Raw genomic sequence first — 17,493 nt, forward strand, 5'->3', positions numbered from 1 at the left:
TCGCTGAGCCGCCTCTGGGTCGCTGAGCCGCCTCTGGGTCGCTGAGCCTGTCGAAGCGTCGTGACCCGGCCCTTCGACAGGCTCAGGGACCCACCTTCGACAGGCTCAGGCCCTTCGGCAGGCTCAGGGACCCAGCGCGGGCCCGCTCAGGGACTCGGCGTCGGGGAGGAGTCAGCGCACCTGGCGGGCGGTGAACTGCATCCGCGGGTTCGCGTAGAACTCCTGCGCCTCGACGAGCTGCAGCTCGCGCTCGCCCGAGTCGAGCGTGGCCTGAAGCAGGTCGTAGACGCTCGAGGCGGTGCGCTCCAGAGCGGTCTGCGCGCTTCCGGTGGCGACGTAGTGCGCGGTGAACAGCGCGGCCGTCACGTCTCCGGAGCCGTTGGCCTTCATCGGCAGGTGCGGCGTCTGCACGAGCCAGGCGCCCGCGTCGTCGACGGCGAGCATCTCGATGGTGCCCTCTTCGCGGTCGGGCCGCTCGACGCTCGTGACGAGCACCGTACGCGGCCCCATCGCCCGCGCGAGGTCGACCGAGGCGAGGGTCGACTCGAGCGTGTCCGGCTCGGTCTCGGTGAGGAAGCCGAGCTCGAACTGGTTCGGCGTGATGATGTCGGCCACGGGAACCACGCGTTCGCGGAGCAGGATCGGGATGGCCGGAGCCACGAAGCAGCCGGACTTGGCGTTGCCCATGACCGGGTCGCACGCGTACAGCGCATTCGGGTTGGCCGCCTTCACCCGGGAGACCGCGTCGATGATGACGTCGCCGATGCCCTCGCTGCCCTGGTAGCCGCTGAGCACGGCGTCGATGGAACCGAACACGCCGCGTTCCTCGATGCCGGTGATGACCTCGCCGACGTCGGTCGGGTCGATCAGCGGGCCGCGCCATGCGCCGTAGCCGGTGTGGTTCGAGAACGTCACGGTGTAGACCGGCAGCACCTCGACGCCGATGCGCTGCAGCGGGAAGACGGCGGCGGAGTTGCCGACGTGACCGTACGCGACGGCGGACTGGATGGACAGGATCTTCATACCCGGTCCCTTTCATTCTTGGCGGGGCGGTGCCCGCGTCGGGTGGTCATCGTCCGGCGGCGACGAGGTCGGCGATGAGGGTCTCCGTGTCGTCCTCGGAGAGGTCGTGCACGGTGAGTCGGAGGTAATGCGAGGGCTCGGCGCGCTCGTCGAGCGCGAAGTCGTCACCGGTGCGCGCGAGCCAGCCGCGCCGCATGAGGTGGTCGGCGACGGTGCGCGCGGGCTTCTCGAATCCGACCCACAGGCTCAGGCCGTCGGGGTCGGGCGCGTCGATCCCCTCCGCGCGCAGGCGTCCCGCGAACGCGGCGTTCCGCGCGGCGTAGTGCCGGCCCGCCTCCGCGATCTCCTCGCGGACGTCGGGGTCGGTGAGCTGGGCGAGCGTGAGGCGCTGCAGCAGGTGACTGACCCACGTGGTACCGGGGCTGAGCCGCATCGCGAGGCGCTCCGCCGTCTCCGGGTCGGTCGCCGCGAGCGCGAGGCACATGTCAGGGCCGAGGAACTTCGACACCGAGCGGACCAGGGCGAATCGCCGGTGCTCGGGTCCGATCAGCGATTCGTAGGGACGCTGGGAGAGCAGAGAGAAGTGGTCGTCCTCGATGACGAGCACATAGGGGTGGTCGGCGAGCACGCCCCGCAGCGCCTCGGCGCGGGCGGGGGAGAGGCTCACCCCCGTCGGATTCTGCGCGCGCGGGGTGCAGATGACGGCGCGGACGCCCGCGTCCAGAGCGGCGCGGAGACCGTCGACCGTCATCCCCTCCTCGTCCACCGGCACCGTGATGGCCCGGTATCCGCCCAGCCGCACGGTGTGGATGCTCGCGAGGAAGCAGGGGTCCTCGAGCGCCACGGCGTCGTCACGCATGAGCGCCTGCGCGAGCAGACGTTCCACGGCATCCACCGCACCGCTGGTCACGGTGACCCGGAAGTCGTGACCGGGGAGGTCGGCGCCCATCCACTCCCGCGCCCACGCTTCGAGACCGCGGTCGATCACCGGCTCTCCGTAGAGCACGGGACGACGACCGATCGTGCCGAGCGCCTGCGACGGGTCGGGGATGCGCGCCGGGTCAGGGTTGCCGGTGCCGATGTCGCGGAGCACGGTGTCCGGCGCGTAGCCCTCCTGCGGCACGACGTCGACGCCCGCGACGACCGTGCCCGCGCGCCCGCGCGAGTGCACGAGTCCCGCTTGGGCGAGCTGGCGATACGCGGCGACGGCGGTGTTGCGGTTGACGCCGAGCGTCGCCGCGAGCTCGCGCACGGGAGGGAGGACCTCGCCGGGACGGAGCGTGCCACGATCCCGCAGGGCGCGCACGCTGTCCGCGATCTCCGCCGCGGTGGTTCCCCTGATCTGCTCGCTCATGATCCTCCTCCGAGATTCTAGGTGGATCGGACAGTGCTACCTTTGATCTAGATCAAAATCGATTTCGGATCATCCGACAGGAGACCCCCATGACCGAGCAGCCCACCACCGGATCCGCACGCGTGAAGCGCGGTCTCGCCGAGATGCTCAAGGGGGGCGTCATCATGGACGTCGTCACCGCCGAGCAGGCGAAGATCGCCGAAGACGCCGGTGCCGTCGCCGTGATGGCGCTGGAGCGTGTCCCCGCGGACATCCGTGCGCAGGGCGGGGTCTCGCGGATGAGCGACCCGGACATGATCGACAGCATCATCGACGCGGTGTCCATCCCCGTCATGGCGAAGGCGCGGATCGGGCACTTCGTCGAGGCGCAGGTGCTGCAGGAGCTCGGCGTCGACTACATCGACGAGTCCGAGGTGCTCTCGCCCGCCGACTACGTGAACCACATCGACAAGTTCGGCTTCACCGTGCCGTTCGTCTGCGGAGCCACGAACCTGGGGGAGGCGCTGCGTCGTATCAACGAGGGCGCCGCGATGATCCGTTCCAAGGGTGAGGCCGGCACGGGTGACGTCTCTGAGGCGATGAAGCACATCCGGAAGATCCGGGGAGAGATCGCCGCGCTGACCGCGCTGCCGAAGGATGAGCTGTTCGTCGCCGCGAAGGAGCTGCAGGCACCGTACGAGCTCGTCGCGGAGATCGCCGAGACCGGGAAGCTCCCCGTGGTGCTCTTCGTCGCCGGTGGCGTCGCGACCCCGGCCGACGCGGCGATGATGATGCAGCTCGGAGCCGACGGCGTCTTCGTCGGCTCCGGCATCTTCAAGTCCGGCAACCCCGCGGAGCGGGCGAAGGCCATCGTCAAGGCCACCACGTTCTTCGACGACCCGAAGGTGATCGCCGAGGTCTCGCGCGGCCTGGGCGAGGCGATGGTGGGCATCAACGTCAGCGACCTGCCTGCGCCGCACCGCCTCGCCGAGCGTGGCTGGTAAGCCGCGCGTCGGCGTCCTCGCGCTTCAGGGGGACGTGCGAGAGCATGCCACGCTCCTCGAGGCGCTCGGCGCCGACGTGGCGCTGGTCCGTCGGCCCGAGGAGCTCGCCCTGGTCGACGGACTCGTGATCCCGGGCGGCGAATCGACCGTAATCGACAAGCTCGCCCGGCTGTTCGGGTTGCAGCAGCCGATCCGCGACGCGATCGCGGACGGGATGCCGGTGCTCGGCACCTGCGCGGGGCTGATCCTGCTGGCCGATGAGGTCGTCGACGCGATCGACGGACAGCAGAGTTTCGGCGGACTCGATGCGGTCGTGCGGCGCAACGCGTTCGGGCGTCAGGCCGAATCGTTCGAGGCCGAGCTGACCGTGCCCGCGTTCGACGAGCCGGTGACGGCCGCCTTCATCCGCGGACCCGTCGTGGAGGCGGTCGGGCCGCAGGCCTCGGTACTCGCGACCCTGCCCGACGGTCGCGTGGTCGGAGTGGAGCAGGACGGACTGCTCGGCCTCAGCTTCCACCCGGAGATCACCAACGAGACGCGGTTCCACCGACGCTTCCTCGACCGGGTCTCGCGCCGCTGACGGTGTCGTGGGTTCAGGCCCGCGCGCGAGATCAGGCGCGTGCGCGCGCAGGTGCCTGAACTCGCGCGAACGCCTGCGCGAGCGGGACAACAGCGGTGCCGCGGCACGGTTCGATAGACTGGACGACGCCCTGGGCGGCGTTCCGGGGCGCAGACGACGAGCGGAGACTTATGTCCGGGCATTCCAAGTGGGCCACGACCAAGCACAAGAAGGCCGTCATCGACGCGCGCCGTGCGAAGTCCTGGGCCAAGCTCATCAAGAACATCGAGGTCGCGGCCAAGCTGGGCGGCGCCGACCTGCAGGGCAACCCGACGCTCTTCGACGCGGTGCTCAAGGCGAAGAAGACCTCGGTCCCCAAGGACAACATCGATCGCGCCATCAAGCGCGGCGCCGGCATCGGCGGTGAGGCCGTCGAGTACACCTCGATCATGTACGAGGGCTACGGGCCCAACGGTGTCGCCCTCATGATCGAGTGTCTGACCGACAACAAGAACCGCGCCGCGGCCGAGGTGCGCACCGCCCTCAGCCGCAACGGCGGCACCCTCGCCGACCCGGGCAGCGTGGCGTACAACTTCAGCCGCAAGGGCGTCATCGTCGTCGGTTCCGAGGGCACGACCGAGGACGACGTCATGATGGCGGCGCTGGAGGCCGGGGCCGAGGAGATCGAGCCGCACGCCGAGGGCTTCGAGGTCATCACCGAGGCGAGCGACCTCGTGGCCGTCCGTTCCGCGCTGCAGGACGCGGGGATCGAGTACGAGTCGGCCGACGTCGAGTTCGTGCCGAACCTCAAGGTCGAGATCGACGCCGAGACCGCCCGCAAGGTGTTCCGCCTCATCGATGCGCTCGAGGACAGCGAGGACGTGCAGAACGTCTTCAGCAACTTCGATCTGTCGCCCGAGGTCCAGGCAGAGCTCGAGAACGACGACGCGTAGGCGCGGCGCGAGCCGGCGACGCGGCGCGCGGCCTAGCCTGGTCAGGTGACCACTTCGTTGCGCGTGCTCGGCATCGACCCCGGACTCACCCGGTGCGGTGTGGGCATCGTCGACGTCGATCGCGCTCGTCGTGGCACGCTCGTCCATGTCGGAGTCATCCGCTCCGCCCCGGATGCGGAGATCGGCGACCGGCTCGCGATCGTCGCTGCGGGGATCCGCGCGGCGATCGCCGAGCACCGGCCCGATGCCGTCGCGGTCGAGCGGGTGTTCGCCCAGCAGAACACGCACACGGTCATGGGCACCGCGCAGGCGAGCGGGGTCGCGCTGCTGATCGCCGCAGAGGCCGGCCTGCCGGCGGCGACCCACACTCCCAGCGAGGTGAAGGCCGCGGTGACCGGGTACGGGTCCGCCGACAAGCGTCAGGTCCAGGCGATGATCGCCCGGATCCTGCGGCTGGACGCGCCTCCGCAGCCCGCGGACGCGGCGGACGCCCTGGCGATCGCGCTGTGTCACGCCTGGCGACGCGGCGCTCCCTCGACGAGTCGGACGGAGGGTGGCCTCACTCCCGCGCAGCGTGCCTGGGCCGACGCGGAGCGTGTCGCTCGAACATATCTACGAGCCGGCTCCTAGACTGACGGAATGATCTCCTCTCTACACGGCACCGTGCTGCACACGACGCCGGACCAGGTCATCATCGACGTCGGGGGCGTGGGCTTCGCGGTCGCCGTCCCCGCCGATGTCGCCCACACCGCGACGGTGGGGGAGAAGCTCCTCCTGCACACGAGCCTCATCGTGCGGGAGGACTCGCTCTCGCTGTTCGGCTTCGCCGACCGCGGCGAGCTGGAGATCTTCACCCTGCTGCTCAGCGTCACCGGCGTCGGCCCGAAGTCGGCGCTCGGGGTGCTGTCGCACCTCACCGCCGACCAGATCGCGGAGGCCGTGACCGCAGAGGACGATGCACCGTTCCGGCGGGTCTCCGGCATCGGACCGAAGACCGCGAAGCTCATCGTCGTGCAGCTCGCCGGCAAGGTCCAGGCCGTGGCCGCCCCGTCGGCGCCCGCCGCCTCGGGAGGGGACGATGTCGTCGCCCAGGTGACGGTGGCTCTGGTCGGCCTCGGGTGGTCCGAGAAGGTCGCGGCGGAGGCGGCGACCCAGACGGCGACGGACGCCACGGATGCCGAGCGAGCCTCCGTGGCCCTGCTGCTGCGGCGCACGCTCGCGCTGCTCGGCCCGGCGCAGGGAGGCCAGGGCCGTGGCTGACGCCCTCGATCCGACCGAGCCGACCGACGAGTCCGAACTCGCCATCGAGGGCGCTCTCCGCCCGTCGAGCCTCGGCGAGTTCGTCGGACAGCAGAAGGTGCGCGGGCAGCTGCAGCTCCTCCTGGAGGCGGCCCGCATCCAGTCCCGGCCCGCAGACCACATCCTGCTCGCCGGTCCCCCCGGCCTGGGCAAGACCACGCTGGCGATGATCGTCGCCCACGAGAGCGATCGTCCGCTGCGCATGTCCAGCGGCCCCGCGATCCAGCACGCCGGCGACCTCGCGGCGCTGCTGTCGAGCCTCGTGCCCGGCGAGGTGCTCTTCATCGACGAGATCCATCGCATGGCCCGGTCGGCGGAGGAGATGCTGTACCTCGCGATGGAGGACTACCGGATCGACATCATGGTCGGCAAGGGCGCGGGGGCGACCAGCATCCCGCTGGAGCTCTCCCCGTTCACGCTCGTCGGCGCCACCACGCGTTCCGGACTGCTGCCCAATCCGCTCCGCGACCGCTTCGGCTTCACCGGTCACCTCGAGTTCTACGACGAGGGCGAGCTGGAGCAGGTCATCGGACGCTCCGCCTCCGTGCTCGGCGTCGACCTCCCGACGGACTCGCTCTCCGAGATCGCGCGACGCTCCCGCGGGACCCCGCGCATCGCCAACCGCCTGCTGCGTCGCGTCCGCGACTACGCGCTCGTCCATGGCGGGGGTGCGGCGACCCTGCGCGGCGTCCAGGCCGCGCTGGACCTCTACGACGTCGACGCGATCGGCCTGGACCGACTGGACCGCGCGGTGCTGGACGCCCTGGTGCGGCGCTTCCGCGGCGGACCGGTCGGCCTCAGCACCCTCGCGGTGGCGGTGGGAGAGGAGCCGGAGACGGTGGAGAGCGTGGTCGAGCCCTATCTCGTGCGGATCGGCTTTCTCGGTCGCACCCCCCGCGGGCGGGTCGCGACGCCGGAGGCGTATGCCCACCTCGGCGTGGCGCACCCGGACGGGATGCTGAAGTTGGATGACCTATAATCGCTGAAGACTTCCCCGATACCGCTGTGCGCCCAAAGGCTGGTGCGTGCACCTGAGAAAGGCGCCATCCCCATGCCCATGGAATTTGTCCTCTTCGGACTCCTCGCCGTCCTGCTGATCTTCATGATCTTCAACACGCGCAAGCGCACCCGGCAGATGAAGGCCGAGCAGGAGGAGAAGGCGACCAAGACGGTTCCCGGCGCCAAGGTCCTGCTGCAGGGCGGCATCTACGGCACCATCGTCGCGTACGACGCCGAAGACCTCGACTCCCCGGCCCTGGTGGAGATCGCGCCCGGCACCGTGATCGAGGTGCACAGCCAGGCGATCCTCCGCATCGTGGAGCCCAAGGACGCCATCGTCGACGCGCCCGTCGACGGCGTGGACGATCACAGCGTCGACGAGACCGCCGCCCCCGCGGTCGAGACGCCCGAGGAGACCCGCGCCCGCCTCGAGCGGGACGCCGACGACAAGTAAGACGAAGGCCGTCGCGGCCTCCCGGATCACCGTCCTTCCAGAAAGCTGAACACACGTGGCTTCATCCTCTCCTGTCCGTCACGCCTGGCGGGTCCTCCTCGGCCTGCTCCTCGTGACGGGCGTGCTCTTCGGCATCAACGCGCTGGGTGTGTACGTCTTCAAGCAGAGCTCGTGGACACCCGAGCTCGCGCTCGACCTGCAGGGCGGCACCCAGATCATCCTGAGTGCCGAGACGGAGGACGGAGCAGCGCCGACGCAGGAGCAGCTCGACCAGGCCGCTGCGATCATCCGCCAGCGCGTCGACGCCTCCGGTGTGGCCGAGGCCGACATCACCACCGAGGGCGGACGCAACATCGTCGTCCAGATCCCCGGTGAGGCGGACGAGCAGACGCGGCAGCGGATCCAGTCCAGCGCCCAGCTCGAGTTCCGTCCGGTGCTCTACACCACGGCCGCGAGCACGGAGTTCGTCGGAGAGGACGGCAACTCCACCCCGTACCCGAGCCCTGACCCCTCGCTGAACGCCGAGCCCACGGCCGAGCCCACCGACGCCAGCGACCTGTCGTGGGTCACGGACAAGCTCGCGGCGGAGTTCCAGGCGTACGACTGCGCCAACCCGTCCAACGACCCGTCCAAGGCGCCGAAGGACGAGCCGGTGATCGCCTGCTCGCCCGACGACACCGCGAAGTTCATCCTCGGCCCGGCGGAGCTCGACGGCCGCGCGATCACCGACGCGACGGCGGGACGCGACCCGCGCTCGGGCGCCTGGATCGTGCAGCTCACCATGAACGGCGACGGCGCGGACGCCTTCGGCCAGGTGAGCACCCGGCTCAACCAGAACCGCATCGACGGGCTGTCGCCGCGCGACCAGTTCGCCTTCGTGCTCGACGGCGAGGTCATCAGCGCGCCGCGCATGAACGGCGTCATCCTCGACGGCCGCCCCAGCATCTCCGGCAGCTTCACGCAGGAGAGCGCGACGACCCTGGCCGATCAGCTCAAGTTCGGAGCCCTCCCGCTCAGCTTCGAGGTGCAGAGCTCGGACACGATCTCCGCGACCCTCGGCACTCAGCAGCTCCAGATCGGTCTCATCGCAGGCCTCATCGGCCTCGCGCTCGTGGCGGTGTACTCGCTGCTGTCGTACCGGGCGCTCGGGACGGTGATCATCGCGTCCATCGCGGTGATGGCGGTGCTGACCTACATCGTCATCTGCATCCTGGCGTGGCGGATCGGCTTCCGCCTGTCGCTCGCCGGCGTCGCGGGCCTGATCGTGTCCATCGGCTTCACCGCCGACTCCTTCATCGTCTACTTCGAGCGCATCCGCGATGAGCTGCGCGACGGCAAGTCGATCACGGGTGCCGTCGAGGACGGCTGGGGTCGGGCGAAGCGGACGATCTACATCTCCAAGTCGATCAACGTCCTGGCCGCGGTGGTGCTGTACATCCTCGCCGACTCGACGGTGAAGGGCTTCGCGTTCACGCTCGGCCTCACCACCGTGATCGACGTGCTGATCTTCGTGATCTTCACCCACCCGGTGATGCAGCTGCTCGCTCGTACGCGGTTCTTCGGCGGCGGGCACAAGCTCTCCGGTCTGGATCCGGAGGCCCTGGGCGCCGTGTACCGGAGCCGCTCGCAATACCGCGAGGTCGCCACGGCGTCCGCGGGGCGCGGGGCGAAGAACGCGCGTTCGCGCGGAGAGGCGGATCGCCGGCAGACCATCGCCGAGCGCAAGCGGGCGGAGGCCCTCGCCGCCGAGAGACAGACCACGGCCGGAAGGGAGGGAGACAACTGATGCCTTCCATGAATGAGTTCGGCAACAATCTCTACACGGGCAAGACCTCCTTCCCGTTCGTGGGGCGCCGCCGCCTCTGGTTCATCATCGCGATCGCCCTGGTCGTCGGCTCCGCGCTCGTTCCGCTGTTCCGTCCGATCCAGTTCTCGATCGAGTTCACCGGCGGCTCGCAGTTCACGGTGACCGCACCGGACACCACGGATCAGGACACCGCGACAGAAGCGGTGCAGTCGGTCGTCCCCGGCGCGGCGACCAAGGTGGTCATCGTCAACGACCAGGACGTCCGCGTGCAGACCGACCAGATGACCGAGGGTGAGACGCAGCAGGTGGCGCGCGCCCTCGCCGACGCCTACGGTGTCGAGCCGGACGCCGTCGCCTCCTCGTTCATCGGCCCGGCCTGGGGCGAGAGCGTGACCCGGCAGTCGCTGTGGGGCCTGGCGATCTTCCTCGCACTGACCTTCCTGATCCTCGCGATCTACTTCCGCACGTGGAAGATGTCGGCGGCCGCGATCATCGGTCTGCTCGACGTGCTCGTGATCACCGTCGGCGTGTACGCCCTCGCCGGATTCGAGATCTCGCCGGCGGCCGTCATCGGCTTCCTTACGATCCTCGCGTACTCCCTGTACGACACCACCGTGGTGTTCGACAAGATCAGGGAGAACACGACGGAGGACGGGGAGAAGACGTCGCGGCTGTTCGGGGAATCGGTCAACCTCGCGGTGAACCAGACCCTCATCCGCTCGATCAACACGTCCGTGGTGGCCGCGCTGCCGGTCGGTGCGATCCTCTTCATCGGCGCCTTCTGGCTCGGGGCGGAGACGCTGACCGACATCTCGCTGTCGATCTTCGTGGGCATCCTCGTGGCGACGTACTCGACGCTCTTCGTGGCCGCGCCGCTGTACTCGCTCTTCCGCGAGAACGAGCCGCAGATCAAGGAGCGCGACGCGCGTATCCGCGCGGCACGGAGCAAAGCGGCTGTCGACGCCTGACGCCCCCGCCGCGGGGCCGACCCCCGCTCAGCGCGCGTAGGATTGTCTGATTCGGAGGTGAGTGGATGGCGGAGCCGCAGACGGCATCGCAGGGTTCGAGTCTGCGACGGCTGGTGCCCCGCATCTTCTCGCGTGCGTCCCGGATCAACGATCTCGACAACCTGATCCGCACCGTCAGGGCGAACCACCCCAAGGGCGACTTCGCGGTCATCTCCCGCGCCTATGCCGTGGCGAAGGAGAAGCACGAGGGACAGAAGCGTCAGAGCGGCGAGCCGTACATCACGCATCCGCTCGCCGTCGCCCAGATCCTCGCGGAGCTCGGGCTCGGCCCGCGGGCGATCGCGGCCGCCCTGCTGCACGACACCGTCGAGGACACGGGCTACGCGCTCACCGATCTCACCGCCGAGTTCGGCGACGAGGTCGCGATGCTCGTGGACGGCGTGACCAAGCTCGACAAGGTCAAGTACGGCGAGAGCGCACAGGCCGAGACCGTGCGCAAGATGATCGTCGCGATGTCGAAGGACATCCGCGTGCTGCTCATCAAGCTCGCCGACCGGCTGCACAACGCCCGCACCTGGGGCTTCGTCCCGCCGGAGAAGGCGGCGAAGAAGGCCAAGGAGACGCTCGAGATCTACGCGCCGCTGGCCAATCGCCTCGGTATCCAGGCGATCAAGTCGGAGCTCGAAGACCTCTCCTTCGCCGTCCTCCACCCGAAGATCTACAACGAGATCCACAGCCTCATCGCCCAGCGCACCCCGCAGCGGGAGAAGTACCTGAGCCAGGTCATCGAGGAGATCGACGAGGACCTCCGTGACCTGCGCATCCGCGGCAAGGTCGTCGGCCGGCCCAAGCAGCTCTACTCGGTGTACCAGAAGATGGTCATCCGCGGCCGCGAGTTCGACGACATCTACGACCTGATCGGCATCCGGGTCCTCGTCTCCTCCGTGCGTGACTGCTACGCCGTGCTCGGCGCCATCCACGCCCGCTGGACGCCGCTGCCCGGCCGGTTCAAGGATTACATCGCCACCCCGAAGTTCAACCTCTACCAGTCGCTGCACACGACCGTGATCGGCCCGGCCGGACGGACGGTCGAGATCCAGATCCGCACGCACGAGATGCATCACCAGGCGGAGTACGGCGTCGCCGCGCACTGGATGTACAAGGAGCGGATGAACGGCGGCGGCAAGGCCGAGGTCCGCGCCTCCGACACCGACATGGCGTGGCTGGCGCACATCTCCGACTGGCAGGCCGAGACCGCGGACCCCGGGGAGTTCCTCGACTCCCTGCGGTTCGAGATCGGCGCCAAGGAGGTCTACGTCTTCACGCCGAAGGGGCGTGTGATCGGTCTCCCGGCCGGCGCCACCCCGGTCGACTTCGCCTATGCCGTCCACACCGAGATCGGGCACCGCACCATGGGCGCCAAGGTCAACGGACGCCTGGTGCCGCTGGAGTCGGAGCTGAAGAGCGGCGACGTCGTCGAGGTCTTCACCTCGAAGAACCCGGACGCGGGGCCCAGCCAGGACTGGCTCGGCTTCGTCAAGAGCACGCGAGCCAGGAACAAGATCCGCGGCTGGTTCACGAAGGAGCGCCGCGAGGAGGCCATCGAGCAGGGCAAGGAGGCCATCGCGCGCGCGATGCGCCGGCAGAACCTGCCGCTGCAGCGGCTGATGAGCCAGGACTCGTTCACCGAGGTCGCCCACCAGATGCACTACGAGGACGTCTCGGGTCTCTACGCCGCCGTCGGCGAGGGGCACGTCTCGACCCAGTCGGTGCTCGAGAAGGTCACCGCGCTCGTCGCCACCGACGAGCCCACGACCGGGGCGATCGACCTGCCGGGAAGCGTCCAGACCCGAGAGACCCGCGGTGGCGATTCCGGCGTGCTCGTGCGCGGCGCGAACGACATCCTGGTGAAGCTGGCGAAGTGCTGCACGCCCGTCCCCGGCGACCCCATCGTCGGGTTCGTCACCCGGGGGAGCGGCGTCTCCGTGCACCGGGCGGACTGCGTGAACGTGAAGGCCCTCAGCGGCGAGCAGGACCGCTTCGTCGAGGTCTCCTGGGCGCCGACGAAGAAGAGCGTGTTCCGGGTGCAGATCCAGGTGGAGGCGCTGGACCGCTCGGGCCTCCTCTCCGACGTCACGCGGGTGCTCAGCGAGCATCACGTGAACATCCTCTCGGCGACCGTGTCGACCACCGACGAGCGCCTGGCGCTGAGCCGCTTCGTGTTCGAGATGGGTGACGCCGTGCACCTGGACCGCGTCCTGAACGCGGTGCGCCGGATCGACGCGGTCTACGACGTGTACCGTGTCACCTCCTCCTGACCAGCCGCTCCAGTGCCGCGAGGCCGCCGACGCTGCCCGGAACGCGCGACCGGGTCCGCAGGCTGCCGATGGCGTCGTCGAGCGCTTCCGGGTGGGTCTGAGCGAGCGCCTGCATCCAGGGGAGGACGCGCGGGTCCCGGTGCAGACTCGTGGCCAGGTCGCACATCGTCCGGACGGGCGTGGACACGGCGATCCCCCCGAGCAGCTGCACGTCCGTCCGAGGAAGCCTGGTGTCGTGGAAGACGACTCTGGCGTGCACGCGCGGACGCACCCGCCGCTCGACGCAGCGCCGCGCGTGATGGACGGCCGGCGGCTCGTCGCGGGCGCCGTGGATCCAGGCGGCACTGGGCCCGCAGGCGGCGGCGCCCTCCTGGATGAGCGTGGCGATGCTGCTCGCCCGCACGTCGGCGGACTCCGGCAGGTCCGCGGGGATGTAGGCGTCGCCGATCTCGACGACATGACCGTCCAGGCGGGCGGCGCAGAGTTCCGGCCTGCTGAGGCGCGAACCGGGGAGATAGAGCAGAGCGGGGTGCATGACGCCAGTGTGGCGTCGCGCACCCCGCTCAGACGGAGATGGCCGGACCTGTGGAGAGCTCAGCCGCCGAGGGCGTTGAGCCAGGCGCGACGGGCCTCGAGGGCGTCCGCGGCCTCCTTGGCGGCCTTGCTGTCACCGGCCTTCTCGGCGGCGGCCAGTTCGGCCTCCAGCTTCTCAATGGCTTCGTGCAGCTGCGAGCTCATGTCGTTCGCTCGCGCCTTGGTCTCCGGGTTGTTCTTCTTCCAGTCGACGTCCTCGCGGGCCTTGAGCGCCTGCTCGATGACGCGGAGCTTGTCGTCGAGCGCACGCTCCTTGTCGCGCGGGAAGATGCGGCCGACCTCGTCCCACTCCCGCTGGATGCGCGTGAGCAGGGCGCGGGCGCGCTTGATGTTCGGCTCGTCGGCGACCGCCTTCGCCTGCTCGAGCAGCGCCTGCCGGGCCTCGATCTTGGGAGCGGAGTCGGCCTCCTCGGCGGCGGCCTGCTCGGCGCGGGCGGCGTAGAGCGCGTCGCCGGCGGCCTTGAACCGTGCCCAGAGGGCGTCGTCGGCCTTGCGTCCGGCGCGTCCGGCCGTCTTCCACTCGTCGAGGAGGGAGCGGTAGGCGGGGATGCCGTCGACGCCGCGCGGCGCCAGGGCCTCGGCCCGTTCGACCAGTCGGGACTTCGCGTCGCGCGCGGCCTTGTGCGCATCGTCGAGCTCGGAGTAGAACGCCCGGCGGTGCTTGTCGACGACGGCCCTGGCGTCGCGGAACCGCTTCCAGAGCTGCTGCGAGACGCCCTTGGACAGGCGCGGACCGTTCTGCTGCTGCGCCTGCCAGGCCTCGAACAGCTCGTTGAGCTCGGCGGTGACCTGCTTCCACTGCACCTTGCTCAGGTCGCGGGCGGCGATGGCCTCGGCACGCTCGACGAGGGCGGTGCGCTCGGCGACGGCCTGCTCGACGAGCTCCTTCGCCTGCTGTGCCTCCTGGGCCGTGGCCTCGGACAGCGACGCGGTCAGCGCGGTGAGACGATCACGGAGACCGGCGAGGTCGCCGACGGCCGCGGCGTCCGTGGCCTCGTCGATGAGGTGCGCGGCCTGCTTCGACAGGTCGCTCGCGGAGGCGCCGCCGGCCTGGTGGCGCTGCTCCAGGGCGACGACCTTGAAGGCGATGTCGTCGTACTTGCGGACGAAGTAGGCCAGGGCCTCGTCGGGGGTGCCGTCCGGGTACTGACCGACGACGCGCCAGGACTCACCCTCGCGCACCTCGACGGTGCCGTCTTCGGAGACACGGCCCCATTCGCCGGCGGACGAGACCGGAGTCGGCTTCGCGGCGGCCGGGGCGACGGCGGCCGGAGTCGGCGTCTTCCGCGGCATCGGCACGGCGGGCGGGGTGGGAACGGGCGGGGTCGGCTTCGCGGGCTCGTTGGCAGACACGGTGATTCTCCTTGCGCGGTCACGCCGCGGGAGGCGGAAAGGACGAGGCTCAGCCTAGTACGCCCTCTCTGATCCGCGAGACCCCGTCTTCCCGCCGAGACCCCGCGATTCGTGCGCGAACGAGGCGGGGTCTCGGCGACGAGGCGGGGTCTCGCGGGGAGGGACGTTACCGTTTCGTGAGCAGAACGTTCGATGCAGGACACACTGCGCGTCATCTGCGGGTAACACGGCGCTCCTATCGTCGCGACCACGACAGTCCCCAGGTCGACAGGAGTTCCATGGACGACAACGCAGCGCGCACAGCGGAGATCGTCGTCGTGGGGGCGGGGGCGGCGGCGCACCGCTTCGTCGCACGGATGCTGGAGGACCCGGACCGTGCCGTGCGGATCACCGTGTTCGGAGACGAGGGACGCCTGCCCTACGATCGCTCCGTCGTGGCGCGCATCGTCGGCGGCACTCCGGCGTCGGCGGGCGAGCTCGATCGCGCGCCGTTCCGCGACGACCGCGTCCGCCTCATCGACGACGACCGGGTCCTGCGGATCGACAGGGGAGGGCACCGCGTGCGGACGCGGTCGCACCGGTGGTATGACTACGACGCGCTCGTCCTCGCGACCGGCACCCATGCCCAGCGGCTCGACGTGCCGGGGATCCGTGCCCGGGGGTCGTTCGTCCTGCGCGCGATGGAGGACGCGCACATGCTGCGTGCGTTCCTCGCGGTCCGTGCCACGGAGATGCCGCGCGCGCTGCGCGCGGTCGTCGTCGGCGGCGACGAGGGCGGAGTGGACGCCGCATGCGCGCTGCACGACGCCGGGGTGCAGACGACGATCGTGGACTCCGCGGATCGCCTGCTGCCCGCACAGCTCACGGTTCCCGGGGCGAGCGCACTCCGCGGGGCCGTCGAGGCGCGCGGTATCGCGGTCCGGATGCGCACGCGGGTGACCCGCGTCGACCCCGACGCGACGGGTGCGGTGACGGCCGTGGAGTTCCAGGACGGCACGTTCGCACGGACCGACCTCATCCTGACGACGGGTGCGCGGGCACGGGATGAGCTGGCACGGAACGCCGGGCTCCCCACGCGGCCGGGCGGCGGTGTCCTCGTGGACGCGGACGGGCGGACGTCCGACCCGCGCGTCCTCGCGATCGGCGACGTCGCCGCGGACCCGGCATCCGGCGGCACGGAGGCGGCCCTGGCGTCCGCGGATCGAGCGGCGGCCGCCCTGCTCGGCGCTCGGATCGCGAGCCCCGCGGGACACGGATGGCGCGGGAGTCCCGGCGGTATCGAGGTCGTGACCCTGCGTCTCCCGGACGGTGACGGGCCGACGGTCGACATCCCTCTTCCGAGCGGGGGAGACCGCGTGTTCGGGGAGGTCGTGCTCTCCGAGGATGCCCGCGTGGTGCATCGCGTGACGGTCATCGGCGCGTCGGCGGATGACTCGCTCGCCGGTCTCGCGCCCGGGGCGCTCGACGGTCAGAGGGCGGCGCGGGCGCTCCTGGCCGCCGCCGTGGCCGCGGACGGTGAGGAGGCCTGCGCACATGGGCTGCGGTCCTCGCCGCTGGAGGTGCTGACAGCGGAGCTCGCGGACCGCGGGATCCGAACCGTCGCGGAGGCTCTGGACGGTGCGGTCGAGAGCCGCGGCTGCGGCCCCTGCCTCCGCCGTCTCGCGCTCGCGCTGCAGGGGCGCGCCGAGGTGAACGTCGGCGTACGGCCCGGCGACCGCGGAAGCCTTCGCTCCGAGGTGCGTCTCCGCTGGACGACGGCCGCTCCCGTCCTGGAGGTGCGCGTCGGCGACGAGTCCGACGGGACGCTGCTCCTCGTCGTGGGCCATCTCGCGGCACGACGCGAGGCGACGGTACGGATCGATCGAGGGCTCCTCGCCGTCAGCGGGCTCCCGGCGGAGGACATACCGGACGCACTCGCGGACCTGCGGAGCGCCGGCGCCGTCGTTCCGGAGACCCTGATCGGCGGGGCGGACCTCGCGCGGCCCGGAGGCCCGATCGGCGTCGTCCGGCACCCGCCACGGACACGGCGACGCGTCGGTACTGCGAGGTCGGCGGAGGGCTCCGCATGAGTGCGCCCACGCGTCCTGCTCCGGCGCTCGTCGGCTGCCGCGTCGTGGTGGTCGAGGTGCCGCGGCCGGTGCGCCCGGAGCCGGTCGACGTCGACACTCTTCTGCGGATCCTCGCTGCGACCGGCTCGGATGTCGTCCGGATCACCCCGCCCCGGGCGGACCACGCGATCCCGGCCGGCACCAAGCGGACGCTGTACCGGATCGCGTCCGGTCAGGTGGACGCGGTGCTGTTCCCCGTGGCGGAGGCCCTGCCCGGGTGGCTCGCCACCGTGGAACGACTGGGCATGCTCGACGCCATCCGCGAACGGTCGCGCACGTCCCGCCTGCTGCTCGCCACGACCGACGCCGCCGCGACCGCGCGATTGGCGGAGAGCGGCCTGCCCGCATCGACGTCGTGCGGGCCCACCGCGGACGACCTCGCCCGGAGCGCTCTCGCCCCGCTCACGTATGGGGTCCTCGAGCGACGGACGGCGGTGGGGCGCCTGGCGGTGCGCAGCGGAGGCGCGCTGATCGACGGAGGTTTCGTCCCGCTCTCCCGCGGCGCGGTCAGCATCCTCGAGGCCCTGTTCATCGCCGACGGGCGCGTGCTCACCAGGGCGGAGATCGGCCAGGTGCTGCCCGGCGGTCGACGCAGCGCCCGTGCGGTCGAGGTGGCGGTGGCGCGGCTGCGGGACGCCCTCGGCGACGGGGACCTCGTGCAGACCGTGGTCAAGCGCGGGTACCGGCTCGCCGTCCTCGACGAGGACTGACCACGCCGGAG

General features: G+C 70.6%; 16 protein-coding genes. 12 read left to right on the forward strand and 4 right to left on the reverse strand.

From position 1 onward, the window contains the following. Nucleotides 1-171: 171 nt before the first annotated feature. Both pdxY and AB0300_RS05175 read right to left on the reverse strand, forming a co-directional pair. Nucleotides 172-1,023 carry a pyridoxal kinase PdxY gene (pdxY, locus tag AB0300_RS05170; RefSeq protein WP_062634460.1) on the reverse strand — a complete coding sequence of 284 codons (852 nt, stop codon included), beginning with the start codon at nt 1,021-1,023 and terminating at the stop codon, nt 172-174. 46 nt (nt 1,024-1,069) lie between these two features. Beyond that, the gene (locus tag AB0300_RS05175) at nt 1,070-2,377 is read right to left on the reverse strand and encodes an aminotransferase class I/II-fold pyridoxal phosphate-dependent enzyme (protein WP_366215580.1); all 1,308 of its coding nucleotides are present in this window, start codon (nt 2,375-2,377) and stop codon (nt 1,070-1,072) included. 89 nt (nt 2,378-2,466) lie between these two features. Here AB0300_RS05175 and pdxS point away from each other — a divergent pair, with 89 nt between their 5' ends. The 10 genes from pdxS (at nt 2,467) to AB0300_RS05225 (ending at nt 12,717) form a co-directional block, all read left to right on the forward strand. Then, nucleotides 2,467-3,360, forward strand: a complete 894-nt coding sequence (pdxS, locus tag AB0300_RS05180) for a pyridoxal 5'-phosphate synthase lyase subunit PdxS (protein WP_025103530.1) — start codon at nt 2,467-2,469, stop codon at nt 3,358-3,360. After that, complete coding sequence (pdxT, locus tag AB0300_RS05185) at nt 3,350-3,940, forward strand: pyridoxal 5'-phosphate synthase glutaminase subunit PdxT (protein ID WP_085607582.1); 591 nt, start codon at nt 3,350-3,352, stop codon at nt 3,938-3,940. Before pdxS ends, pdxT begins: the two co-directional genes overlap by 11 nt. A 170-nt stretch (nt 3,941-4,110) precedes the next feature. Next, nucleotides 4,111-4,872: a YebC/PmpR family DNA-binding transcriptional regulator gene (locus AB0300_RS05190; RefSeq protein WP_025103528.1), complete on the forward strand. Its 762-nt coding sequence runs from the start codon at nt 4,111-4,113 to the stop codon at nt 4,870-4,872. A 45-nt stretch (nt 4,873-4,917) separates the two neighbouring features. Then, nucleotides 4,918-5,502: a crossover junction endodeoxyribonuclease RuvC gene (ruvC, locus tag AB0300_RS05195; protein WP_303709132.1), complete on the forward strand. Its 585-nt coding sequence runs from the start codon at nt 4,918-4,920 to the stop codon at nt 5,500-5,502. Nucleotides 5,503-5,511: 9 nt separating this feature from the next. Further along, complete coding sequence (gene ruvA / locus AB0300_RS05200; RefSeq protein WP_338566122.1) at nt 5,512-6,132, forward strand: Holliday junction branch migration protein RuvA; 621 nt, start codon at nt 5,512-5,514, stop codon at nt 6,130-6,132. Then, a complete protein-coding gene (ruvB, locus tag AB0300_RS05205; RefSeq protein ID WP_025103525.1) occupies nt 6,125-7,150 on the forward strand; it encodes a Holliday junction branch migration DNA helicase RuvB in 1,026 nt (341 codons plus the stop codon). Before ruvA ends, ruvB begins: the two co-directional genes overlap by 8 nt. Before the next feature lie 72 nt (nt 7,151-7,222). Then, nucleotides 7,223-7,624 carry a preprotein translocase subunit YajC gene (locus AB0300_RS05210; protein ID WP_308195758.1) on the forward strand — a complete coding sequence of 134 codons (402 nt, stop codon included), beginning with the start codon at nt 7,223-7,225 and terminating at the stop codon, nt 7,622-7,624. A gap of 55 nt (nt 7,625-7,679) precedes the next feature. Next, the gene (gene secD, locus AB0300_RS05215) at nt 7,680-9,410 is read left to right on the forward strand and encodes a protein translocase subunit SecD (protein WP_062634464.1); all 1,731 of its coding nucleotides are present in this window, start codon (nt 7,680-7,682) and stop codon (nt 9,408-9,410) included. Next, on the forward strand, nt 9,410-10,399 hold the full coding sequence (gene secF, locus AB0300_RS05220) for a protein translocase subunit SecF (RefSeq protein ID WP_025103522.1): 990 nt from the start codon (nt 9,410-9,412) through the stop codon (nt 10,397-10,399). The genes secD and secF overlap by 1 nt, the downstream gene beginning before the upstream one ends. A gap of 65 nt (nt 10,400-10,464) precedes the next feature. Continuing rightward, nucleotides 10,465-12,717, forward strand: coding sequence for a bifunctional (p)ppGpp synthetase/guanosine-3',5'-bis(diphosphate) 3'-pyrophosphohydrolase (locus tag AB0300_RS05225; protein WP_025103521.1), 2,253 nt, complete (start codon nt 10,465-10,467; stop codon nt 12,715-12,717). Here the strand turns inward: AB0300_RS05225 and AB0300_RS05230 are convergent. Together AB0300_RS05230 and AB0300_RS05235 are read right to left on the reverse strand one after the other, a co-directional pair. Continuing rightward, on the reverse strand, nt 12,704-13,252 hold the full coding sequence (locus AB0300_RS05230) for a hypothetical protein (protein WP_366215581.1): 549 nt from the start codon (nt 13,250-13,252) through the stop codon (nt 12,704-12,706). The genes AB0300_RS05225 and AB0300_RS05230 overlap by 14 nt on opposite strands. A 59-nt stretch (nt 13,253-13,311) precedes the next feature. Continuing rightward, on the reverse strand, nt 13,312-14,664 hold the full coding sequence (locus AB0300_RS05235; RefSeq protein ID WP_025103519.1) for a DUF349 domain-containing protein: 1,353 nt from the start codon (nt 14,662-14,664) through the stop codon (nt 13,312-13,314). A 278-nt stretch (nt 14,665-14,942) separates the two neighbouring features. Between AB0300_RS05235 and AB0300_RS05240 the strand changes: the two genes are divergently transcribed. Further along, nucleotides 14,943-16,733 (forward strand): FAD-dependent oxidoreductase, encoded by a 1,791-nt coding sequence (locus AB0300_RS05240; protein ID WP_366215582.1) that lies wholly within the window; start codon nt 14,943-14,945, stop codon nt 16,731-16,733. Further along, on the forward strand, nt 16,730-17,482 hold the full coding sequence (locus AB0300_RS05245) for a winged helix-turn-helix domain-containing protein (protein ID WP_338566114.1): 753 nt from the start codon (nt 16,730-16,732) through the stop codon (nt 17,480-17,482). Before AB0300_RS05240 ends, AB0300_RS05245 begins: the two co-directional genes overlap by 4 nt. The last annotated feature ends 11 nt before the right edge of the window (nt 17,483-17,493 follow it).

It is taken from the genome of Microbacterium sp. NPDC078814, from assembly GCF_040702645.1.
Classification (GTDB): domain Bacteria; phylum Actinomycetota; class Actinomycetes; order Actinomycetales; family Microbacteriaceae; genus Microbacterium.